Consider the following 23,239-nt stretch of genomic DNA (forward strand, 5'->3'; position numbering starts at 1 on the left):
AGACGAATTCGCAAAGCGCGCACCACTTGAACCTACCTATCCTCGATGATCAGACACTGCCCATTCGACCTACGGGTCGCTATGCGATGCATTGGGGACAACGCAACTGACTATGGATCGAGTGTTCGCCGCACTGATGCCATCGATCGGTCATTGGCGTGGGCATCCGATCGACTGGTTCGAGCGGCGTGTGTAGGCCAGGGGAGGTGACGTCGGCGGCGCCGTCGGATACCGCTTTCGGCGGCTTTTCGTGGAGGGGAAAGTGGGACGAGGATCAGAACCCCGGCTATGGTGATCGCTGCCAGCGCGAGCGCCGAATGTTCCACCCCACTCCAAAAGGCATCCTTCGCATAGTCGGCGAGAGGTCTTCCTACATTACCGGCACGCTCAGCGACTTCAAGGGCACCGGCCAGGGAACTGCGGACCGGAGCGCGCGCGGGCTCGGGAAGGCGGTCCAGCACCTCGTTGATCCTCGAGGTATAGCTCGCGGACAAAATGCTACCGGAGACGGCAATGCCGATGGCCGCGCCGACTTCGCGAGTCGCGTCGTTGACCGCAGCGGATACCCCGTGCTTCTCCAACGGTGTGTCGAGCATGATCGCGTTGGTCGCGGGGGCGGCCGACAAGCCCAGCCCGGCGCTCATGATCAACAGGGGCCAGAGAACGTCGAAGTACGACGAACCGGTGTCGAGGCGAAGGATGGCGAGTAAGCCGACGGCGATGGTCAGAAGACCGGTCGCTGTCGTCACCCGCAATCCCGCCCATGCAGCGATTGCCGGCGACACGAGTGACATCACGATGAGCGGAACGACCATCGGCGCCAGCGCCAGCGCCGAGCCGAGGGCATCGAACCCGAGGATGAGCTGGAAGTGCTGTACCAGTAGGTACATCACACCGAAAGTCACGAGAAACTGGATGGTTATCGATAGCGCGCCGCTTGAGAAGCCCCGGCGGCGGAACAGGCTCACGTCCAGTAGCGGGTGCTCGGCACGCACCTCGGTGAGGATAAATGCCACGGTGCCGATTACTCCCGCCGCACCTGCGACAAGAACCCGGACATCCGTCCAGCCGCGCGACGGACCCTCGATGACCGCGAACACCGACGTGCCGATGGCGAGCACGACCCAGAACATGCCGAGAAGATCGAACGGCGGGAGTTCGGCGTCCTGTGAATCGGGCACGGTGAAGGCCAGAACCAGCAGTAGTAGTGCGACGACGGTCAGACCGACGAAGATCGAATGCCACGACCACTGGGTAAGAAGCAGACCGGATCCCACCATGCCGATCACGCCACCCGAGCCGGCGATCCCGGCCCAGACTCCGACCGCGTACGACCGCTTCTCCACTGGGAGGTTGCTTGTCAGAAGCGAGAGGGTCGCCGGCATGACGAAAGCTGCTCCTGCGCCCGCCAAGGCCCGGGAGGCAATGAGTGCCGCAGGAGTATCGAGAAATACAGGCACAACTGAAGCGGCCGCGAAGACCGCCAGGCCGACGATTAGAACGCGTCGGCGCCCATACCGATCGCCGATCGCGCCAGCGGGCAAAACCAAGCAGGCGAGGACCAGCGTGTATCCGTCGACGATCCAAGTGAGAGCATTTTGATCTGCGCCGATGTCGAGCGCAAGGGCAGGCAGAGCGGTGTACAGCGCTGCCATGGCCGCAACAACCAATGCTACTGCGGCACAGGTTATGGCCAGCGTCCAAGCCGCGGAGTTGCGGTCGCGAAGCCGGTCTCCAAAGCTGATCATGTCGGTATCCTGGTCCCTTCGGGGCGTCGTCGGCATTCGCGTAGGTCCTACGGCTCAGCTTTGCGTAGCTTCTACTTCCTCCAGCGTCGTCGGCACGTGATAGGGCGGTCGTCCTCTGCCCTGAACTCGATAGCGGCCCCAGAAGTCACGATCGCCGATGGTCGCCGGCGCCTCGCCCGTACTGGTCCGGATCAGCACGGAACGTCGGCGTCCCCCTAACAGATTGTCGAGTTCGTCGTTCTGGCGGATGCGCCCGTACCAGCTGAAGCGGCCGTCGATGGGTTGGAAATAGCCGCGCAGTTCGACTTGCACCTCGACGTCGTCGGTTGCGATCACCACTGTGGCCGGCCCGATGTAGTCAGAGGCATCGTGCGGACTCTGAGACTTCACTGTGAACTCCTCCGTTTGGTCGATAGTCGACGCCAGCGATCGGATCGCCCGGCACTGGGGCCAAGTAGCCCGGCGTCGGGATCGGGGCCGGCCCTTGACAAGCCGCGCCGCCGGGGTCAAAGTTACCTCATACCCCAAGTATCCGCTACTGCCCGTATTGCACTCTTGAGCGGATACCGGGTTACTGCCACCGGACGTTGATCCGGACAGGATGTATCGATGCAGAGTCATCGATCGAGTCTCAAAGGAGCGACAGATGACGACCAGTGACGTCAGGGCCGAGACCAACGGGCAGATTGCCGTAACCACCGACGGTATGGCGCGCGTGAGCGGTCGGCGACCCATTGACCTGCAACGATCGGCCGGACGACTGCTCAAGACTTCCGTAGAGAAGTTCTACGACGCCGAAGTCGACATCGACTGGGATAGTCCGTGGCTGCCGGATAAGGCGTGGTTCCCCGAGCATCGCCTGTCCCTCTACGGCACCGGTCTGTGGAACCGGCTTTCCGAGGAACAGAAGATCGACCTGGGCAAACATGAGTTGGTGAGCATCCTCAGCTTCGGGATCTACGCCGAGAATTTGCTGAGTATGGCGTTGCTACGGCTGAACACGACGGGTGATCTCGTCGACAACAAGGCCCTATACGCACTTGCCGAGGTTGGCGACGAGAGCCGCCATTCCACAATGTTCGCGCGTCTGATCGCCAAAACGGGGATCCCGCCCTACAAGCTTCCGCCGGGGTTTCTGTCGCTGGCGAAGATCCTGCATTTCGTCCCGCTCGGGCCCTCGATCCAGGGCGCGACCTTGCTGATCGAGGAGATTCTCGATCGGGCACAGCGTGAAGCGATGAACGACGAACGCCTACAACCGCAGGTCCGGCAGTTGATGAAAATTCACGTGCTCGAGGAGGCCCGCCACATCACGTTCGCGCGCTCCGAGCTTGTCGAGGGTATGCGGTCGCGAGGCCGGATCTCGCGGGCATGGCACCGCGGCGTCCTCGCAGTTGTCGCGAACCTGTCCTACCCGATCTTGATCAATCCCAAGCTGTACCGTGCTGTCGGCGTGCATCCTCTGCGGGGGTTCCTCGCTTGCCAATTCGGCCCGCACTACCGGGAGAACCTGCAGTTCATGTCCGAGCCGATGATCCGATTCTTCGATGAGGCAGGAATGATGGAAGGTCGCTTCACCATGTTCCTTTGGCGCCTGACGAGGAGCCTCCCCGACGATATCGCCCGGCGGTGAACAGACTCGGACCGGCGTGAACAGCACCACGCATATTGCTAAGCGCAAGTCGCGCCGTGATATGTTGCGGCGGGCACTCGTCGAATCCCGCGAACTCCTCGGTCCCGCCCCCGGTCCGACATATCCGCAGTAGCTGAGTAGCTATCGAAAATTGTGGCCACCTGTACCGCACGTGAGCCAACGTTCAGAGGAAATCGATGAGTAATAACCGTTCTGCCAAATACACGGGAAAGACCAATGGTTCGGGAGGTCGTGCAGCGAGCGAGAGGGTGCACACAACAGAGGTCCTCATAGTCGGGAGCGGATTCTCCGGCATGGGAATGGCGATTCAACTGCTGAAATCGGGAATGAATGACTTCTTGATAATCGAGAAGGATTCCGAAATCGGCGGAACCTGGCGCGACAATACATATCCGGGCTGTGCCTGCGATGTCCCTTCTCACATGTACTCGTACTCTTTCGAGCCCAAGCCGGATTGGAGTCACTTGTGGGCAGGACAGGATGAAATTCAGCAGTATCTCCTGAGTCTCGCACGCGAGTACGATCTCTATAGCCGCACGCATTTCGGGCGGGCCTTGCAATCCGGATACTGGGATCCTAGTGATTCCGCGTGGCATGTTGCGACCTCCGACGGCAACGAGTACGTCGCCCGATTCCTGGTTTCAGGCGTAGGCGCACTCCATATACCGAATATCCCCCAGATCAAGGGGCAGAAGAAGTTCGCTGGTGCAGCATTTCACTCGGCGCAGTGGGATCATGACTGCACATTGGATGGCAAGAAGGTCGCTGTTATCGGGACCGGTGCGAGCGCAATCCAATTCGTTCCGGAAATTGCCAAGGTAGCCGATGAACTGCATCTATACCAGCGGACGCCGGCGTGGGTACTGCCCCGTAGGAACGTCAAGGTCCCGAAGGTGATCCAAGCCCTGCTCACGAGGGCGCCGATCCTCGCCAAAGCCCTCCGGACTGCCATCTACTGGTCAGCGGAGTCACTGTCGATAGGACTGAACGGACATATCAATTTCATGCGTCCGCTCGAGAGTGTCGCCAAGTGGAACATAGCGCGGGGAATTGATGATCCCGCGCTGCGCAAGAAGCTCACCCCCACGTATCGCATCGGGTGCAAAAGAATCCTCGGTTCCAGTGACTACTACCCAGCGCTGAATCGGCCCACTACATCCGTCATCACCGACGGGATCGCCGAGATCACCGAGGACGCCATCATATCCCAGTCCGGTGACAAGCGTCCGGTCGACGTGATCATCTATGCCACCGGTTTCCACGTAACCGACGGGTTCGACCACCTCCGGCTCAAGGGTGCGTCCGGTCGTGAACTCTCCTCCGTATGGTCGGACGAAGGGATTCAAACCCATCTCGGCATCACCACCGCAGGTTTCCCGAACTTGTTCTTCCTGCTCGGCCCCAACACCGGGCTTGGTCACAACTCGGTGGTATTCATGATCGAATGCCAGATCAGGTACATCATCGGCGCGATTCGGCTCGCGAAGCAACGCGGCGCAGCTGCGCTCGAGGTGCGTGAACCCGTTCAGCGGGAATTCAACTCGGACATCCAGCGGAAATTGGTGAACGGGGTCTGGAGCAGCGGGGGGTGCACTAGTTGGTACCTCGATGCACAGGGTGTCAATCGGACGGTCTGGCCAGGTTTCACCTGGCAGTATTGGCGGCGTACCCGCAATGTCGCGGACTCTGATTTCGCGTTGGTCGGCGAGTCGACAGGTGATCGAAGCGGCGACCTCCTTCCGAATTCGATCAAGAAGGGTAGCTTGCCGAGATGAGAGAGTTCAGCGACCGAGTCGTCTCGGTAACCGGGGCAGGTTCAGGAATCGGCCGTGCAGTTGCAATTCGACTCGCCGGCGAGGGCGCGCGGCTGGCCATTGCCGACATCGACGGCGAACGGGCCCGCGAAACCGCCTCCATGTGTACCGCGCTGGGTGTCGAATGCCAGCACTATCAGCTCGATGTGGCCGATCGTAGCGCATTCACGGAATATCGTCGTCAGGTCCTCAGCGACTTCGGTTCGGTCAGTATGGTAATCAACAATGCCGGGGTCGCACTCGGCGCCGACATACTGGATATGCAATGGATCGACTTCGAATGGTTGATGTCGATCAATTTCTGGGGAGTCGTGAACGGCACGAAACTATTTCTTCCGGATCTGATCGACTCGGGCGACGGCCATGTTGTCAACGTGTCGAGTGTCTTCGGACTGATGGCCATTCCCAGTCAGAGCGCATATAATGCTTCCAAATTCGCCGTCCGAGGCTTTACCGAGGCGTTGCGCCAGGAGATGCGAATTAACCGGCTACCGGTGGGCGTAACATGCGTGCATCCGGGTGGTGTTCGCACAAATATTGTGCGCGGAGCTCGAGGTGTCGGCGCGATGGGTGATCAGGAGAAGATTGTCGCCGGTTTCGATCGTATAGCGCTCACCACTCCGGAAAGCGCCGCCGAAACGATCCTGAAGGGCGTGCGACGGAACAAACCTCGAGTCCTTATCGGACCCGATGCCCTGGGTTTCGATTTCGTCGCCCGCGCGGTGGGGCCGAGGTATCAGGACCTGAACGCTCCGCTGGCCCGTGTCGGCTATGCGATCGGCCGTCGTTACGGCCTTGTCAAGCGCGACAGTTGAATCTGGGCCACGGGCCGGAATAATAGAGAAGGAATATCCTGGAAGATGAGCATGCCATGTGAACTCACGGTCTCCCGTGTAGTGCAGGAAACAGCGGATGCGGTGTCCATTTGGTTCGAGGTGCCCGAGCAGCAATTGGGCGTATTTGCCTACGACCCCGGGCAGTTTCTTACGTTGCGTATTCCCGGAGCCGGTGACGGGGAATATGTGGCCAGATGCTATTCGCTCTCGAGTTCCCCGCATGCAGACGACTCGCTAGCTGTCACAGTGAAACGCACGGAGGGCGGGTACGGATCTAACTGGCTGTGCGACAACATCAAGGTTGGAGCTGAGGTAACCGTTCTGCCGCCCACCGGGCACTTCACACCGAAAGACCTGGATGCGGACATGGTTCTGTTCGCAGCTGGTAGCGGAATCACCCCGGTGTTATCCATCGTCAAGTCGGCTCTGCTCGAAGGCGGCGGCCATCTCGTTCTCTTCTATGCCAACCAGCATGCCGAGAGCGTCATCTTCGGTGAAGACCTCCGTTACCTCGCCAAGCAGTTTCCCGAGCGACTGACTCTCATCGAGTGGCTGGAGAGCGAGCGTGGGCTACCGGACCGAAGCGCAATCCTTGAAATCTGCCGTGAGTACCGAAATCGGATGTATTTCTTGTGTGGGCCGGCGGCGTTCATGGATTTGGTGGTAGACGCGGCGCGCGAAGCCGGCGTGCAGCACCGGAACCTACACCGAGAAGTATTCCAATCTCTGCACTCCGATCCCTTCGACGTGGAGAACTACGTCAAGGAATCAATGACGAACGAACAAGCCCGTCTAGTAGTATATCTCGATGGTGATCGCGCCGAGCTGGAATGGCCGAAAGATTTGACCCTCGTCGAGGTCTTGTTGAACGAGGGGTACTCGCCTCCGTATTCCTGCCGGGAAGGCGGATGCGGTGCATGTGTGTGCAAGGTTATCGACGGCGATATAGAGATGAGAGTAAACGAGGTACTCGATGATGATGATATCGAGGAAGGTGATCGACTGGCATGCCAGTCGGTACCCGCCACCAATTCGGTGACTGTGACATTCGACTGACCATGCGTTCGCGTAGGCCCCGTAACGGCGTTCATGCTCGCCCGATCCAGCGCGCAATCGCCGCCCGCGATATCGGTCACTTGTCCGATAGCGTATACTCGGCCAGATGGCGGGCGCACAAAAGCGGATTCGGGAGGTCGGTAGCTCGGTGGTTCGGCGAATTGACGCACGCTCGAGCCGATGGGAAGAGCACCGGGTCCTGGTTCGAGCAGAACTGGTCGACGCAGCGTACCGTGCCTTCGGCAAGTACGGTCCGGACGCGAGCATGGACGACATCGCTCGGGAGGCGGGTGCGACAAAACCCAAGCTGTATCGCCACTTCAAGGACAAACTGGGCCTTCGTGCAGCTGTTATCGAACGTGCGAAGGAACTCATGTGGTCGAATGTGCTTGCTACCGTTGATTTCGGATCCGATCCGATTCGAAATGTGATGAATCAGCTCGTCGAGCAATACGCGCAGCTGGTCGACGAGCACAAGAACGTCTTCCAGTTTCTCGTTCGTAGTCATTTTAGCGACAATTCATCGGGATCGGATCCAGCTCTTGAGAACGCACGTGAACTGGCAGGTTTCATTGCGGATCATTTCGTCACGGTTTTGGAAACCGCTGGGGCTGACACGTCGGGCATAGACTTGGTGGTGCAGTCGATCGTAGGGGCGAGCCTCTCCGCGACGGATTGGTGGATAAACTCGCAATCCGATCCGACCTCGGCTATGCCGAGAAAGGCTTTCGTCGAGCATCTCAGCGCAATCATTTGGGGGATTATCGATTCCTCGGCGCGAGCTCGTGGAATCCGGATAGACCCGGATTCGACTTTGCGGATTGAGAATATTGGACTGATCGAGGCTTAGATGAGCGAATTCGAGCCAAACGCCGGTCGAAGACGACGCGGGATGAGCTTATCTGCCATAGCGCGGTGACACTGCCGGATTGCATCCCCGCGGGGCAAAAGACCCGTGAGCAATGCCGTTGTCGCGCCATCGCCGGTGGGCGGGACGACCGCCGATCGGCCTGGTCCGCATCGATTGCTCGGTGCGTCAGCGTCGTCGGTGCTGCTCTACCCAACGCAGCAGCTGGTTGGGCTTGCCCGGCTTGTGCATGACAGCTCATGTGTCATTTGATAGTTTCGGGATTGCTTTCGTGCGAACCTGCGGACCCGAATCGATGGATCCGACGCGAACTTGGTTCAGACCGCCCGCAACCGCTGGCGACCACTTCGCGCTCGACGTTCCTCCGGCCGAGTCCGAGCTACGTTTCGAGAGCGTCGCCGCCTACTTGTCGTTGAACCAGCTGCTGTGGAATCAAGGGAAACGAGGGTACCGCTGCTTCAATGGCTCGGTACCGCGTTGTGGCATGCAGCTGAGGCATCTGGTCTGAGACCCGCAGAGCCCACCCCGAGATAACGTAGGGCAATCTCGGAGATCCGGCGTGCCGTTTCGGCGCTGTCGCTGGCCGGTAGTACGAGATGGCTGATCGTCAATCGAATGAGCGCATCGACTGCGTCGGCCACGTCATTGGCGTCGATGGTGGGGTAGTGGTGGAGGAACGCGGTGACCAGTCGCTCGGACGCGAGTTGAAGCATGGAGGCAGAGGTTGTCAACAGGGGGAGGACGCCGGTTTCATCGCGCGGGCCGCTACCGGGTGTAGTCAGGACGGCTTTGAGTAAGGGGCTGGTTGCAGCCTCGTCGAGCGTGTAGCGAACTATCGCTCGGATCGATTCAGGCAACGCGCTGCGGTTGGAAGCAAGCAAATCCTCGATCCCGGTCAGGAATTGCTCCGCTTCGTGCAGAACGAGTGCATCTCCAAGCCCTTGCTTGTCGCCGAACTCTCGATACAGCGTGGCGCGTGATACTCCGATCAGACCGGCTACCTCGCCGAATCGTACACGTTCCCAGCCCTTCTCGACCGTCAGGGCGCGGGCGGCGCGGATTGCTGCCTCGCGGAGGTGTCGCCTGAACGACAGCCTCACCGATTCTTCCACCACCCCTCGGATGGTAACAGAACGTGGGTTTTGTTCATGAGTGGACAAACTCCCGGACACTTCGTCATGTCCGCGCGTTGCTTGATCGCGAGCTATGCGCGACAAGTAGCGGAGATCTGATCAATTGTTGACAAAATGGTTCTGATTGTCTCCAATGTAGTTGTATCGCGGTCCTGCTCGAGTCTGATGTTGGGCGCGCGTTAGTCGACAGAGAGGTCTGGCCATGGACAAGGCTTCGGATGCGGTCAGTAGGTTGTCTGACCCAGGCGTGGAGGACTGGGTGCGCTCGTTCCGGCTCCTGGAATCCGGATCGCCAGAGTTGCCGCCGCACCATCCCGACTGTCTTGGTTGTGGGCCGGCCAACCCTCACGGACATTCCCTATCGGTGCGGCGTTGCGGGGGCGGCGTCGTTGCTCACCATCTTTTCGACCAGCGTCATGTCGGAGCGCCGGGGATCGCGCACGGTGGCGCGGTGGCGACCGTCATCGACGACCTGTTCGGCTTCTTGCTGTACACGGTCGGCGAACTCGCCGTGACCCGGAATCTCGACATGGATTATCTCGCCCCGGTACTGCTCGATACCCCCTACACGCTGCACGCCGAGGTACGGTCGCGGCATAGCCGTAAGTTGAATCTCGCGGCCAGGATGGAGGATCTAGAAGGGCGCTCGGTCACTACGGCAACCGCCGTGTTCATCGTGGTCGAGGCCGAACACTTCCTGCAGTCGCGGGCGAAGGCTCGGAGGCAGGCGTGACTGCTGGACCAACTGAGAGGGAACTACTCCTCGACGTCTTGCTGACCGATCACGGCTCAGCCGGCCCCTACGAGGCGTTCCGACGCTTGCGCGAGACTCAGCCCGTGCTTGTCACGCGATCGGGGGTCCTGGTACTGAGTCGCTACGACGACTGCGCAGCTGCGCTCCGTAACCGTAGCCTCGGCAAGGCCGACGAGTCGCTGGGATTCGGCTTGTCGGAGATTCCCGAAGAGTTGCAACGTCAGGCTATGCATCGATTCCGGCGCACCATGCTGTTCCGCAACCCGCCTGACCACCACCGGCTGCGTCGGCTGGTCGCTGACGTTTTCACCCCTCGGCACATCGACGAGTTGCGCGGCCGCGTTGTCACGCAGATCCGTGATCTGATCGATGTCATCGAGGACCAGGGTTCCGCCGATATCATCAGCGATCTCGCCCTCCCGCTGCCCGTGAATGTAATAGGCGATCTTCTTGGAGTGCCAGTGACCGATCGAGCCGTGGCCGCTCCTCTGGTACGCGCCCTGGTCGCCTCGCTCGAGCCCAGCGCGGACGCCGCGGCGCTGACTGCCGCGTGTGAAGCGGAAGACCAACTCGCAACGTACTTCACAGACCTCCTGGCGGCCAAACGCGCCCACCCGGACGACGACCTGCTCAGCCGTCTCGCCGTGGCGCATGGCGACGACGTCTTGGACGACGACGAATGCGTTGGCACCGCGATACTGTTGTTCGCGGCAGGGTTCGAAACCACCACAAACCTCATCGGTAACGGCGTTGCTGCACTGCTCGCCCATCCCAGCCAAATGGACCTATTGCGGGCCAGGCCCGATCTGGCGAGCAACGCCGTCGAAGAATTGTTGCGTTACGACTCGCCGGTCCAGACCAATGGGCGCACGGTGCTCGAGCCAACACGGGTGGCAGGAGTCGACCTGGATCCTGGCCAGGTTGTATTGACCTTGCTCGGGGCGGCCAACCGAGACCCGGACCGATTCTGCGACCCCGATAGCCTCGATATCACCCGAACCGGGACCCCGCCGCTATCGTTCGGTGCCGGCATTCACTTTTGTCTTGGCGCGCCGTTGGCGCGGCTCGAAGGAGCCGTACTGTTCCCACTCCTCACGGCGCGTTTTCCCGGTCTTAGGCTCGTCGAACAACCTCGCTGGCGTACGGGGTTGTCCTTTCGCGGGCTGTCGAGTCTGAAGGTGGTCACCGGATGCTGATCCAGCCTTACCCGCACCTGAAGGGCGGCCATTGTGGTTCGGGTGCGTTGCGCGATCTTATGTCCTGGGCCGGGCTTGGCTGGGACGGCGAGCTGAGCGAAGGACTCGTGTTCACACTCGGCGGCGCACTCGATTTCGCTTACCTGCGCGCCGATGCGATCAATCCTCCGATATACCTGGTGGGGCGTGGTGGGGATTTGGAGGTCGACCTGTTGAGGCGCCTCGGTGCGAAGACCGAACTACGTCAGACCGAGGATCCCGACCTCGGTTGGAAATGGGTGAGGACCGAACTGGACTCCGGACGGCCCGTCATGGTCTGGGCCGACATCGCTGAACTCCCATACCTGCGGGTACGACTGCGCATGAGCCGCCACGACATCGTTATCGTCGGCTATGATGACGAGGCTCGCGACGCGTATATCGTCGACAACGACCGCGATGAGATCCAGACGGTGTCGTATGACGCATTGGCACGGGCACGAGCCTCCACGGGGTTCCCGACACCCACACGCCACGCCACGTACATAGTCGATTGGCCGTCCGACGTGCCTGACCTCCCGTCCATGGCTGCCGCAGCGCTCGAACAATCGGCGGCAACCCTGAAACATGGGGGCCCCAGTTCGATTGCCGCGCCGGCCTCGAACGGTGTCTCCGGCACCGGGCTCGACGGCGTTCGCCGCTTCGCTGAAGACGTCTCCAGTTGGCCCGACATCTTCGGAGACGAAGACCTCGAGGCTGTGCTCAGGTCACTCGCTGCCTTCATCGAAAAAGCGGGTACCGGAGGCGGTCTGTTTCGACGCCTCATCGCTCAAGGGTGCGTCGATCTCGCCGATTACACGCGCAATCCGAAGGTTCACGCGGCCGCACGCGCAGCACGGCTGGCCGCACAGTCTTGGACGAGGCTCGCCCAAATCGCCGTCTCCGATGAAACCCCATCGCGACGCTCGGTTCAGGTAGCCCGGCATGCCGCCGTGCTGCCAGAGTTGGAGGAAACCTTGGCAGATCTTCTCGCCGCCGCCGCCAACTCACTCTGAACCAGCTTGTCTGCAGACAGGTACATCCGCTACGGCTTCGAGACCGGTGGTGAAGTGCGCCTGTGGGGGATGGGGTAGCCCCAGGCGGTGGCCCGGGACCGGGCCGACGACGTGAACCGTCCTGGACTGGCTGGAGACTCCTGATTTAGCAAGGGAGACTGTCAGCCATGGCGGCACCACGGAAGTTCGACGAGGAAACCCGCGCTCGGGCGGTGAGGATGTATCAGGATCGGATCCGCGAGCACGGTGACTCGATGGCCGGTGCGCGCCGGCATGTCGGTGCGCTGCTGGATATCAACCCGGCGACTCTGCGGAACTGGGTCACCCGCGCCGAGCAGGGCGAGACCGGGCCGGCGGCCGCGGCGGAATCGGAGTATGCGGAGTTGAGGGCTCTGCGGCGTGAAGTAGTCGAATTGCGCAGGGCGAACGAGCTTTTGCGGACAGCGAGTGCGTTTTTCGCGGCGGCGGAGGTCGACCGCCGACTGCGGTGATCGTCGACTACATCGACGACCACAAGGGTTGCTTCGGGGTTGACCCGATCTGCCGCGTGCTGACCGAGCACGGGCTCAAGATCGCCCCGTCCACCTACTATGCCGCCAAACAGTGCGGTATCAGCGACGCCACCTGGGCCGATGCTCACACCGCGAACGTGTCGTTCGACCTGTGGAGCGCGAATCGGGGCCTGTACGGGGTGCGCAAACTCTGGCACACCGCCCGCCGCGCCGGTCACAATATCGGCCGCGACCAGGTAGCGCGGCTGATGCGGCTGACCGGGATAGACGGGGTTGTGCGCGGGTGACGGACCACGAGAACCACCGAACCCGGGCCCGCGTCGACGCCGCGGCATCCGGACCTGATCGGGCGCGCCTGGTCGACGCCGATGCGTCCAGATCAATGGCGGGTTGCCGATTTCACCTACTGCTGGACTCTGGCCGGGTTCTGTTACACCGCGTTCTGCGTGGACGTGTATTCGCGACGGATCTTGGGCTGGCGGGTTATGTCGTCGAAGACGACACCGTTGGTTATCTCGGTGCTCGAACAGGCGTTGTTCACCCGCCGTAGAACCGCTTTCCGTTTCACCGCAACAGGATTGATACATCATTCCGATGCGGGGTCGCAATATACGTCGCTGGCCTTCACCGAGGCATTACGGGATTCGGGAATCGCCGGATCCATAGGCAGCGTGGGAGATGCGCTCGATAACGCGCTCATGGAATCGGCGATCGGGCTCTACAAAACCGAGTTGATCGACCGGCACACCACGTTCTCGGGGCGGGCCGAGCTCGAACGGGAAACCGCATCATGGGTGCACTGGTACAACACCCAACGGCTACATTCCGCGATCGGATACCGGCCACCGGTCGAATACGAACACCTCTACCATCAACAGACCATCTCGGCCGAGGTGGCCTGAACTAGGGTCTCCACCGCATCCAGGACGGTTCAAGGCGACGCGACCTGCGCGGCGAATTCGTCGAACGTGGCGATCTGGTCGCCCAGCGCGTTGGGCGTCTGCCACCCGAGGCCGGGGTAGGACCCACCGGCGAGGGCATACCCGTCAGCGAGCAGTATGCTGCTCACCTCGGCCGAGTTGGCGTTCTGGGCGGGGTTCGACGGTCCGGGGTTGTAGCCATGGGAGAAGAGCAGCACGGTGCCGTTCCAGTTGGCCGGCACCTCGAACAGATAGGTGGATCCGTCGGGCAGTGTGCCGGTGATCTTGCGGGCAGCACCGTCCGCCGTTTCAGCGCATCCGACGTTACTGCCGGCGAGTGCCGCAACTGTGATGGCGGCCGCAGCCGCGATAAGAAACTTCTTCTTGGTGCGCATCAGGAACAGACCTTGCTTTCTCTGAACTATGAGGGATATGGGTTGCCGGCCTCGCCGGCGGCAGGGGGAGAGAAAGTGCTGCCAGGACGAGATTCAGGAGCGCTGCACCCGCGGCGATCAGGAATGAGATGCGGAAGCCGTCCAGCGTGGGTATCTCGGTGTTCTCTACGTGTTGAGCCGTGCCGGCGAGGACCACGCCGACGACGGCGCTGGACATCGCCGTGCCGATGGCGCGCATCAGTGAGTTCAGTCCGTTGGCCGCGCCCGATTCCGACGGGTCGACGGCGCCGAGGATGAGGGCGGGCATTGCCGCGTAGGCGGTGCCGACGCCGCTGCCCGCGAGGACGGCGACGATCACGATCTGCCACACCGCACCCAGCAGCATGGTGCCCGCGAGATATGCGACGGCGAGCAGTGCGAGCCCTGTCATCAGGGTGACCTTCGGCCCGCGCGCGGCCGAGAGCCGGGCGGCGAGCGGGGCGGCGATCATCATCGCGAGACCCATATGGGCAGCGCAGAGGCCGGTGACGATCATGGACATCCCCAACCCGTACCCGGTGGACTCGGGAAGCTGCAGTAGTTGCGGCAGGACGAGTGTCACCGCGAAGAACGCGAGGCCGGCGGTGATCGCGGCCAGGTTGGTCAGGAGGACCTGGCGGCGCGACGCCGTGCGCAGGTTCAGCAGCGGGTGCTCGGTGCGCAGTTCGAAGAGGACCCACAGCGCGAAGATCACGACGGTGGCGGCGAAGAGTCCGAGCGTGGTGGTGCTTGTCCAGCCCCAGTCGGCGCCCTTGGAGATGGGCAGCAGCAGGGCGACGAGGCCGAGGGCGAGTCCGAGCGCGCCGATCACGTCGAAGCGGCCGGGGGCGCGCTGCGCGCTCTCGGGGACGACGGCGAAGATCGTTGCCATGGCTGCCGCGCCGAGGGTGGCGGCGCCGAAGAACAGCCAGTGCCAGTCGAGGTTCTGGGCGACGACCGCGGCCAGCGGTATGGCGAGCGCGCCCCCGACGCCGAGCGAGCTGCTTATCAGGCGCCATTGCCGATCCGTGCCGTTCGGGCGGTAATTCGTCCCGGATGATGCCGATGCCTAGCGGGATGGCGCCCAATGCGAAGCCCTGTATGGCGCGGCCCAGGACCATCGGCACGAGGTCGGAGGTGAATCCGGAGATCAGCGAGCCCCAGCACCATCAGTGCGAGGCTGACGAGGACGAAGCGGCGCTTGCCGTAGAGGTCGCCGAGGCGTCCCATGACCGGAGTGGCGACGGCGCTGGACAGCAGGGTCGCGGTGATCACCCAGGCGGCGTTGGACGTTGTGGTGTCCAGCAGTCGGGGGAGGTCGGCGATGACGGGGACGAGTAGTGTCTGCATGACGGCGACGACGATGCCGCTGAAGGCGAGGACGGGGACGAGCCCGCTCGCTGTGGGAGTTGTGGCGGCGGGGGAGGCCGATATGGCCGATGTGGACACCGCGGCGGCGCCCTGGGGCGGTTCGTCACTACGGAAGGTGCCATGGTCGGTGGCCAGCGGAGCGTGAACCATGCGGGGGTCCTCCCGGGGCGGCGCGAATGGTCCGCCGTGCTGCGCCTGGTCGCTGCCGGAAGTGACGTCGGGAAATTGGGCGAATGAGCGTTTCATGGTTGGTTTCCTTGCTGCCGGCCCCGATGAAGGTCGCGGGAGATGTGTTCTGTGGCGTCCTGTGGTCAGGCGGCCCGCGTGGTGTGCGTACCGAAGGAGCGCTCGTGGGTAGATGAGGGGCCACGGGCCGTCCGCGCCCGCCTCGCCGGTGGGGTGGTCATGCTCAGGCCGGCTCGGTGAGGCGCGGGTCGAGGCCGTATTGCGCGTGGGCGCCGAGGTTCTCGCGCAGGGTGGATCCTTCGTAGTCCTCGTGGAACAGGCCACGTTCCTGCAGGATCGGGACGACCTGGTCGACGAAGGCGTCGAAGCCGTCGTGGAAGGCGTCGAGGGCGATCGAGAAGCCGTCACAGGCCCCGGCCTCGAACCACTCCTGCATGTGCTCGGCCACGTCGGTGGCGGTACCGGCGACCACGGGGTGATAGTCGATCACACCGTGGGCGATGACATCGCGCAGCGTCCAGCCTTCCCGGGCCACTTCCAGGGCGCGGCCGGAGCGCGGGTCGCGCGGACTGGGCACCGCGGCGGCCAGCTGCTGCACGGTGAGCGGCTGGTCGAGTTGTTCGGGGCCGAGCCGGAGGCCGATCATGGCCCCGAGATAACGGACGCGCTGGTCCAGGTCGACGACCTCGTCCAGGAAGCGTCGTCGCTCCAGAGCGGCAGCGCGGGAGCCGGCGATGGTCGGCATGAAGCCGGCGAGCATTTTCACCTCGTCCGGGTCGCGTCCGGCGCGCTCGGCGGCGTCCCGCAGGGCCTGGCGCTGAGCCCGGGCATCCTCGATGCTGTACGGGTTGGCGTACACGCCACTGGCGTAGCGGCCCGCGATCTCGAGGCCGTAACCGCCGCCGCCCGCCTGGAAGATGACCGGCTGACCCTGTTCGGACGGGGGGATGGGCAGCGGGCCGCGGGAGGCGACGTGGCGGCCCCGCAGGTTGACCGGCCGGATCCTGTCCATATCGGCGTAACGCTTGTTCTCGACGTCGAGCAGCAAGGCGTCCTTCTCCCAGCTGCCCCACAACGCCTGCACGATCTGGATGACCTCGTGGGCGCGCTCGTACTTCTCCGCGCGCGGCGGGACCTCGCTGCCGAAGTTCGCCGCGGCAGCGGGATCGGAGGTGGTCACCGCGTTCCAGCCGGCTCGGCCGTGGCTGATCACATCCAAGGCCTTGAACTGGCGGGCGAGGTTGTAGGGCTCGTTGAAAGTGGTGGAGGCGGTGGTGACCAGGCCGATCCGCTCGGTCTCCCGCGCGAGGACGGTCAGCAGCAGCAGCGGCTCGATCGCCTGGCGCGGTGCGTGGTGGGTGAGGTCCATATCCAGGACCGGGGTGTCGGCAATGAACAACAGTTGCACCTTGCCGCGTTCGGCGGCCTGCGCGTAGCGGACGAACTGGTCCATGTCCGTGTAGCTGTTCAGGTTCGCACCCGGCAGCCGCCAGGCCCCGGGCTCGGCCCCGTAGCCGCCGCTGAACTGCATGCCCAGGATCATCTGCCGGCTTGTCATGGTTGCCCTACCTTTCTGAGTAGGTCGTAGGGGCGGGTCGTAAAGTCCCTGAGGCCCAGGGGAATCGGGTGTGGCTTACATGGTTGTGCCGCGTGTGGCTCCAGGAGCTTGGCCGCCCGGTTCCCCGTGACGACCCGGCCGCATATTGGGATGTGCGAGCGAATCGCTGTGTAGGGCAACGTCGGCGCGGTCGTCTGTGGCGTGAGGTTCCAACGAGCTGATGGAGGCGGGCATGGCCCAGATCTGGGCTGGTGTGGACATCGGGAAGACCGGCCACCATTGCGTGGTCATCAACACCGACGGCAAACGACTGCTGTCGCGGCGAATAGCCAACGATGAACCCGAGCTGGTAAAACTCATCGACGAGGTTCGGGAGCTGGGCCAGGACACGGTCTGGGCGGTGGACCTGCCCGATGGCGGTGCGGCGCTGCTGATCGGGCTGCTGGTCGAACGCGATCAGCAGCTGCTGTATATCCCCGGCCGAACGCTGAACCGGGTCGCCGGCGGCTACCGGGGCGAAGGCAAGACCGACGCCCGCGACGCCGCGATCATCGCTGATCAAGCACGGATGCGCCGCGATCTGCATCCGCTGCGCCCCGGTGACGAAGTCACCATCGAGCTGAAGCTGCTCACCACCCGCCGCGCTGACCTGGTGGCCGACCGAACCCGCGCGATCAACCGGCTGCGTGGCCTGCTCAGCGGGATCTTTCCCGCGTTGGACCGCGCGTTCGACAACCTCACCCTGGTCGGACCGCTGACTCTGCTGACCGGCTATCAAACCCCTGCCGCTCTGCGCAGAACAGGTGCGTCCCGACTCGAAACCTGGTTGTCGACCAGAAAAGTGAGAAATCCCGGCAAGGTCGCCGCCGCAGCGATCGAGGCCGCGGCCCGCCAGCACACCCGCTTGCCCGGCGAAGCGCTGACCGCGTCGATGGTCGCGGCGCTGGCCGAGGAGGTGATGGCCCTCAACGAGCGAATCAAAGAAGCCGACAAGCTCATCGAGGGCCGATTTCACCGCCACGAACTCGCCGAAGTGATCATCAGCCTGCCCGGCATCGGCACCTTGCTCGGCGCGGAATTCCTCGCTGCCACCGGCGGTGACATGGACTACTTCGGGACCCCGGACCGACTCGCCGGATTTGCCGGGCTCGCACCCGCTGCCTGGGATTCCGGTCGAATACGCGGAAACCTGCACCGCCCCAAGCGATATCACCGCGGACTCAACCGTGTCTTCTACCAGTCGGCGATGATCTCGATCAGCTGCAGCCCCGAATCGCGCACCTACGACAGGAAACGCGGCGAGGGCAAAAAACACACCCAAGCCGTCCTCGCCCTGGTCCGCCGCCGCGTCAACGTGCTGTGGGCACTCATCCGCGAGAAACGGCCCTACCAACCGCTGCCACCCGTCGCGGTGGCAGCCTGATCCCGTCATCGGAAATCAACTTCCGAGGTTGACAACTTCATTGGGAAGCTCCTCCCAACGAGGCAATGGAAACGGAGGGTGCCTCCGTGGACTCCCAAGAATACGGAGGCAGCCTCCGAATTGTCAAGTGGTGCGATCTGCCGGCGGGAGGAACCCGAGACGGATGCCGCGCGTGTGGACCGAAGTGAGCGCGGGCTCCGGATCCGGGCCGGCCGTGTGGCGGCCCGGATCCACGCGCCGGGGGCATCTGTGGGCTGACGGACTATTGACCTTCGAGGACGCCGGGAGTGCCGTGCAGGATCACACTCTGCTGGAGCAGGATGCGTGTCCTACCGAACGGATTCACCGGCCCCGCAGGGTCGGCCGTGCCGAAGGAGATACCGAACAGCAGCTTGAGATCCTCACGAACATCCAGGAACTCGCGGACGGTATCGGCATAGATCCCGAGCATGGTCTGCGGAATACCGGCGAACCCCCGGGATGCCAGCGAGAGCAGGAAGTTCTGCGCGTACATACCGATGTCACCGGCCGTCCGCACCCCGTCGCCCAGGGCTGGCATGAACAGGAAAGCGACATGGGGAGCCCCGAAGAACTCCAGGTTTTCGCGGACCGCCGCCCTCCTGCCTTCGAGATCCGTGCGCGCGACGCCGAGGGATCCGTAGTAGCTCGCGGCCAGGGCCTGCGCCCGCTCGAGATAGATGCCGTCGCCGTAGCCATCGGTGAAATCCGGGGAGGTGCGTCCCTCCGTGTCGGCCTGAAGCAGTTCCTCGGCGAGCGCGTCGCGCTCCGCGCCCGAGACAACATGCACGGTCCACGGCTGGGTATTGCTGTTCGAAGGGGCCGTCTGCGCGTCTTCGAGCACGCCGCGGATGTCCGCCGGGGAAAGCGGGGCGGGCAGGAACTTGCGGGGGGAGCGCCGGGAGCGTACGAGGTCGGTGAAGAGGGACGCTGTGCCGGACAAGGCGTTTCCTTTCCAAGGCGCGCAGTCGCCGACAGGGCGGCCGGGCACAATGCTGTCTGCTCCAAGGCGACAGCCGTCGTAAGGGCCGGGTGTGGCACGCACTTTGCAGGTACCGGCAGGCTGCTTGCAGACCGCGGCACGGCACGACCACCCGGTCGAAGTGTGGGGACTGCGCGCTCTTCGTGTTCGTGTATGTGACGTGTTGGGTGTACGTGACGTACCAGCGGGGTCGGTCGGCGGCGGGCGGGGCGCGATTCATCTCCACGATGGGCTGCGAGATGGCAGTAGCCGGGAGGGCGCGAAACGCTCCGGGACGCTGTCGCGGAGACGATCGCGCCGACGCATGCGTTGCCGTCAGTCCCGGATTCCCGCCACCTCGACCTCGATGGCTTCGATCCGGCCCGTGGTATCGAAGCCGTTGACGAGGCGCTCGGGGCTTGTATCCGAGATGAGCAGGTAGAGGGTCCGCATCTCCGGTCCGCCGAGGATCGCGTCCACGGCGAATGTGCCGCCGTCGGGATACGCGGCGTCGGGTTCGATCCGGATGACGTCGGTGACCTCGCCGCCTTCGCGGACACGCCGGAATTCACCGATCCATGGGAAGGCCGCCCACACCGCACCCTCACTGTCGATGCCGATGCCATCGATGGACTCGGTGTCCGTTGACCCGAATTCGGCGAACACTCGCTGGTCGGTCAGCGCACCGTCGTCGGTCACGGTGAACGCGGTGAGCCTGGTACGTGGTGCCCGGAACGATTCTGCGACGACCAGGGTGCGCCCGTCGCCGGAGATCGCGATGCCGTTGGGAATATCAGGTCCTCGCCGCCCGTGTCGATCCGGCCGTCGGGATGGCGGATGATCAAACTCACGCCGACGGGATCGGTTCCGAAGGGAAAGCCCTGCGGGCCGATATATGCGCGGCCCTCCCGGTCCACTGCCATATCGTTGGGATGGAACGCGACCGGCGCGAGATCGGCGAGTTCCTCGAGCCCACTACTTCCCACGCGCAGCAGCCGTCCGTCGTCGATGGAAACAACCATCGGTGTCCCATCGGGGCCGAACCCGAGACCCGAGGGGCGCCCGGGTACATCGGCGATATCCTCGGGTGGCTCGCCAGGGGAGAGGCGACTGATCTTGCACCGGGTCATATCCGAGAACCAGAGCGCCCCGCGGTGCCACCGGGCGCCCTCGAGGTAGCCGAGATCACCCTGCGCCACAATGCGGCGAGCGTCGGCGGGCCAAACCCTTGGCGAATGACTCATAAATCCTCCTTGATGAAAACTGCGGTCCCGGACGTCGGCGGCTCGAGCCTGAGCGCGGGGCCCGGCGTTTTACGCCTTCTCGTCCCGCTGGCGGTAGCCGCTCGCGAGGAGGGTGCGGAGCCGGTCGAGTGATTCCTCGTCGGCGCCGTTGCCCTTGATCCAGGCAATGGAACAGGCTGCGAGGAACAGGTCGTAGCCACGCACCGACGCGCGTACCTGTCCCGTGCTCTGGGCTGCTTCCACGTATTTGTCGGTGGCGGCGATGAAGATGTCGCAAGGAATGGTGAGCGGATTGTCCGGGTCCTGCTCCTGGGCCGCGGCCATGAGCGGGTCCGGGAGCCCGCTGAAGGCGCTGAAGTACTCCTCCATTGCCCGTAGCCACAGTTCCAACGCCTCGCCGGCATCGCCCAACTGTTCGATGTCCGCTCGGCGGGCCACCAGCTCCTCGGAGCGTGTCTGCAGAACGGCCGCCAGCAGCGCTTCCCGGGTGGGGAAGTGCCGGTACAGGGTGCCGGGCCCGACGCCCGCCTCCTTGGCCACCGCCTCCAGGGAGGTGCCGACCCCATGCTGGAGGAAGTGACGCTGCGCGGTCTCCAGCAGAGCCGCGCGGTTGCGCTGGACGTCCGCGCGGGGCTTGCGCCCCCGTTGCTCACTGACGTTCATGTGCCCTCCTACCTCCGGTGATACTGCTGCCATTCAAAACGGATGCGACCTCCGTATGAAATTCGAGCATAAAGCGGAGGTGGCATCCGGTCAACTCGTGGGTCGGTCACCGAGGTCTTACCGTGACCCTGGGGACGGTTGTCTTATGTCCGAGGGACTGTTCCTGCTGGACGATGGGCGCGACCTTCTGGCCTCCGCTACGGCGGAAAATCGGACCGCTCCTGACACCGTGCTCGCAATCGTCGGCGGCACGAACACCGGTCCGCACCGCCAACCGAATCCGCCTCCACAAGCGGCGATCGACAACGCAGCCGCAGTTCACGCGGTTCACCACTGCACGATCTGGTCGAGTTCGGCGCGACGCGTTGGTAACTGTTGGCCGGGTGGTCACGGTCCGGGCGGCCGAACGAGATTCCGAGAAGTACAGCGCGGTCTGCAAGGATTTCGAAGAACTGCCGCAGGAACGGGGCGTAGGTGGCGAGTGCTGCTCGAGGTGTGGCCCACAGGCTCAAAGGTGGGCGCAGACTTGAGCAAGCCCCGCGGTTACCCCGCGCTTTCGTTGTCGAGGTGGCGTCGGCGTCAGGTGTCTATCGGGGGAGGGCGATGCTCGTGGAGTCGAATGCGCATCGCCGGTCGTGTAGCTTTTCCCTGGTCGGCCGTCTGTTGAGGTGTCGTGCGTCGTCTTGGGCGTAGCCGGCCGGCCGCTGTGTGGTTTACGGGTCGACTTGACGTCTGACGACAGGTCATCGAGGGGCGAGTGTTCGTTGTTGCGGTAGCTTCCGGCTGGTTCGCCCCGGGGCCCGTGCGGTAGGGTCCCGGCGGTAGTTTCTCACTGGGACGCTGTATTCTGTTGTGGCTGGACGTAATTGCCCGGATTGCCGCGTGCTGGTGTGCCCGTCTGCGTTGCCATCGCAGGGACCGGTCGCTGGGGTCGATGCCGAACGTCGATACCGCGCCCGGTCGATGAGTCTTATGAACCTCTTTGTGGGGGTCAGGGGTTCGAGTCCCCTTAGAGGACGTCTTACGTGGTGAGTTTCTTGTAGCAGGTCAGCGCTGCGGCGAGTTGTAGAAATGCTGCGAAGAGGCGGCCGTGTCGTTCGTAGCGGATCGTCAAGCGCCGGTATCCGGTCAACCATGCAATGGTCCGTTCGATCTTCCAACGGTGCTTACCCAGCCTCGTGGGATCCTCGATCCCACGACGAGCGATCCGAGGCACGATCCCGCGAGCACGCAGCCACCGGCGATGGACATCGAAGTCGTAACCCTTGTCCGCCCGCAGTTTGGCGGGCTTGCCGCGACGAGGGCCGCGCTGCGAGCGCACCCGCGGAATCGATTCGACCATCGGGGCGAGCATCACCGAGTCGTGGGTGTTCCCGGCAGAAACACCGGTGACCAGCGGTATCCCGTTCGCGTCCGAAATGACGTGGATCTTGGATCCTTTCTTGCCACGGTCGACCGGGCTGCGGCCGGTCAGCGATCCCCTTTTTTCGCTCGCACACTCGCCGCGTCCAGGATCGCCGCGCTCCAATCGAGATCGCCGGCGAGGCCGAGCCGGTCGAGGATCGCCCGATGCAACGCCTCGAATACCCCGGCATCAGCCCACACCATGAACCGGCGATGTGCGGTCGGAACGCTCACACCGAATGACGGCGGCAGATGCCTCCAAGCGCAACCGCTGGTCAATACGAACACCACCGCAGTGAAGACCGCTCGCTCGTCCGCCGGAGCTGTCCCGCCGCCCTGAGGTCTCGGCGTGAACTCGGGGAGCAGCGGTTTCACGATGTCCCACAACGCATCCGGGACCAGCCGTTGAGCAAGCCTGTCGACCACGGGTCACATCATGCCGGACAACGAATTACACCCACGTAAGACGTCCT

At 63.4% G+C, this 23,239-nt stretch carries 17 protein-coding genes, 3 pseudogenes and 1 other annotated feature; of the genes and pseudogenes, 10 read left to right on the forward strand and 10 right to left on the reverse strand.

Annotated elements, in window-relative coordinates; genetic code table 11:
• Window positions 1–110: 110 nt before the first annotated feature.
• Together ON27_RS35670 and ON27_RS45225 are read right to left on the reverse strand one after the other, a co-directional pair.
• Window positions 111–1,748: an MFS transporter gene (locus ON27_RS35670; protein ID WP_051047379.1), complete on the reverse strand. Its 1,638-nt coding sequence runs from the start codon at window positions 1,746–1,748 to the stop codon at window positions 111–113.
• Between the two features lie 54 nt (window positions 1,749–1,802).
• Window positions 1,803–2,138 (reverse strand): DUF4873 domain-containing protein, encoded by a 336-nt coding sequence (locus ON27_RS45225; protein WP_014349813.1) that lies wholly within the window; start codon window positions 2,136–2,138, stop codon window positions 1,803–1,805.
• A 256-nt stretch (window positions 2,139–2,394) separates the two neighbouring features.
• Here ON27_RS45225 and ON27_RS35680 point away from each other — a divergent pair, with 256 nt between their 5' ends.
• From ON27_RS35680 to ON27_RS35700, 5 genes are all read left to right on the forward strand, one after another.
• Complete coding sequence (locus ON27_RS35680) at window positions 2,395–3,381, forward strand: AurF N-oxygenase family protein (protein WP_014349814.1); 987 nt, start codon at window positions 2,395–2,397, stop codon at window positions 3,379–3,381.
• Between the two features lie 197 nt (window positions 3,382–3,578).
• Window positions 3,579–5,177 (forward strand): flavin-containing monooxygenase, encoded by a 1,599-nt coding sequence (locus ON27_RS35685; RefSeq protein WP_083888066.1) that lies wholly within the window; start codon window positions 3,579–3,581, stop codon window positions 5,175–5,177.
• Window positions 5,174–6,031 (forward strand): SDR family NAD(P)-dependent oxidoreductase, encoded by an 858-nt coding sequence (locus ON27_RS35690; RefSeq protein ID WP_014349816.1) that lies wholly within the window; start codon window positions 5,174–5,176, stop codon window positions 6,029–6,031. Before ON27_RS35685 ends, ON27_RS35690 begins: the two co-directional genes overlap by 4 nt.
• 45 nt (window positions 6,032–6,076) lie before the next feature.
• Window positions 6,077–7,108, forward strand: coding sequence for a ferredoxin--NADP reductase (locus tag ON27_RS35695; RefSeq protein ID WP_014349817.1), 1,032 nt, complete (start codon window positions 6,077–6,079; stop codon window positions 7,106–7,108).
• Between the two features lie 106 nt (window positions 7,109–7,214).
• Window positions 7,215–7,958, forward strand: a complete 744-nt coding sequence (locus tag ON27_RS35700) for a TetR/AcrR family transcriptional regulator (protein WP_051047375.1) — start codon at window positions 7,215–7,217, stop codon at window positions 7,956–7,958.
• Between the two features lie 476 nt (window positions 7,959–8,434).
• Here the strand turns inward: ON27_RS35700 and ON27_RS35705 are convergent, their stop codons facing one another.
• Window positions 8,435–9,091, reverse strand: coding sequence for a TetR/AcrR family transcriptional regulator (locus ON27_RS35705; protein WP_171048474.1), 657 nt, complete (start codon window positions 9,089–9,091; stop codon window positions 8,435–8,437).
• Between the two features lie 220 nt (window positions 9,092–9,311).
• Here ON27_RS35705 and ON27_RS35710 point away from each other — a divergent pair, with 220 nt between their 5' ends.
• The 4 genes and pseudogenes from ON27_RS35710 (at window position 9,312) to ON27_RS35730 (ending at window position 13,507) form a co-directional block, all read left to right on the forward strand.
• The gene (locus ON27_RS35710; RefSeq protein WP_051047376.1) at window positions 9,312–9,842 is read left to right on the forward strand and encodes a PaaI family thioesterase; all 531 of its coding nucleotides are present in this window, start codon (window positions 9,312–9,314) and stop codon (window positions 9,840–9,842) included.
• A 38-nt stretch (window positions 9,843–9,880) separates the two neighbouring features.
• Window positions 9,881–11,059 (forward strand): cytochrome P450, encoded by a 1,179-nt coding sequence (locus ON27_RS35715; protein WP_178128353.1) that lies wholly within the window; start codon window positions 9,881–9,883, stop codon window positions 11,057–11,059.
• The gene (locus ON27_RS35720; RefSeq protein ID WP_043737843.1) at window positions 11,053–12,093 is read left to right on the forward strand and encodes a BtrH N-terminal domain-containing protein; all 1,041 of its coding nucleotides are present in this window, start codon (window positions 11,053–11,055) and stop codon (window positions 12,091–12,093) included. Before ON27_RS35715 ends, ON27_RS35720 begins: the two co-directional genes overlap by 7 nt.
• Before the next feature lie 167 nt (window positions 12,094–12,260).
• Window positions 12,261–13,507 (forward strand): annotated as a pseudogene (locus ON27_RS35730) (IS3 family transposase).
• Window positions 12,542–12,673: a sequence feature (AL1L pseudoknot), on the forward strand. (Overlaps the previous pseudogene by 132 nt.)
• Before the next feature lie 29 nt (window positions 13,508–13,536).
• Here the strand turns inward: ON27_RS35730 and ON27_RS43595 are convergent.
• The 3 genes and pseudogenes from ON27_RS43595 to ON27_RS35745 all read right to left on the reverse strand — a co-directional run bounded on the left by ON27_RS43595 (window position 13,537) and on the right by ON27_RS35745 (window position 17,053).
• Window positions 13,537–13,920 (reverse strand): hypothetical protein, encoded by a 384-nt coding sequence (locus tag ON27_RS43595; RefSeq protein ID WP_127516259.1) that lies wholly within the window; start codon window positions 13,918–13,920, stop codon window positions 13,537–13,539.
• 25 nt (window positions 13,921–13,945) lie between these two features.
• Window positions 13,946–15,459 (reverse strand): annotated as a pseudogene (locus ON27_RS35740) (MFS transporter); the annotation flags it as partial.
• A gap of 259 nt (window positions 15,460–15,718) precedes the next feature.
• Window positions 15,719–17,053 carry an NtaA/DmoA family FMN-dependent monooxygenase gene (locus tag ON27_RS35745; protein ID WP_043737848.1) on the reverse strand — a complete coding sequence of 445 codons (1,335 nt, stop codon included), beginning with the start codon at window positions 17,051–17,053 and terminating at the stop codon, window positions 15,719–15,721.
• 232 nt (window positions 17,054–17,285) lie between these two features.
• On the opposite strand from ON27_RS35745, the gene ON27_RS35750 reads away from it, so the two are divergent.
• Window positions 17,286–18,476 (forward strand): IS110 family RNA-guided transposase, encoded by a 1,191-nt coding sequence (locus ON27_RS35750; protein ID WP_043737874.1) that lies wholly within the window; start codon window positions 17,286–17,288, stop codon window positions 18,474–18,476.
• 262 nt (window positions 18,477–18,738) lie between these two features.
• Here ON27_RS35750 and ON27_RS35755 read toward each other — a convergent pair whose 3' ends face one another.
• From ON27_RS35755 to ON27_RS42155, 4 genes and pseudogenes are all read right to left on the reverse strand, one after another.
• The gene (locus ON27_RS35755; protein WP_043737850.1) at window positions 18,739–19,437 is read right to left on the reverse strand and encodes a nitroreductase; all 699 of its coding nucleotides are present in this window, start codon (window positions 19,435–19,437) and stop codon (window positions 18,739–18,741) included.
• 354 nt (window positions 19,438–19,791) lie between these two features.
• A pseudogene (locus ON27_RS46045) lies at window positions 19,792–20,699 on the reverse strand (SMP-30/gluconolactonase/LRE family protein).
• Between the two features lie 69 nt (window positions 20,700–20,768).
• Window positions 20,769–21,362 carry a TetR/AcrR family transcriptional regulator gene (locus ON27_RS35765; RefSeq protein WP_043737852.1) on the reverse strand — a complete coding sequence of 198 codons (594 nt, stop codon included), beginning with the start codon at window positions 21,360–21,362 and terminating at the stop codon, window positions 20,769–20,771.
• 1,021 nt (window positions 21,363–22,383) lie between these two features.
• A protein-coding gene (locus tag ON27_RS42155; protein WP_098085337.1) for an IS5 family transposase occupies window positions 22,384–23,192 on the reverse strand; the annotation gives its coding sequence in 2 pieces (ribosomal slippage) (window positions 22,384–22,842 and window positions 22,845–23,192; 807 coding nt in all).
• Between the last annotated feature and the right edge of the window lie 47 nt (window positions 23,193–23,239).

The organism is Nocardia asiatica NBRC 100129 (genome assembly GCF_000308415.1).
GTDB classification, from domain to species: Bacteria; Actinomycetota; Actinomycetes; order Mycobacteriales; family Mycobacteriaceae; genus Nocardia; species Nocardia asiatica.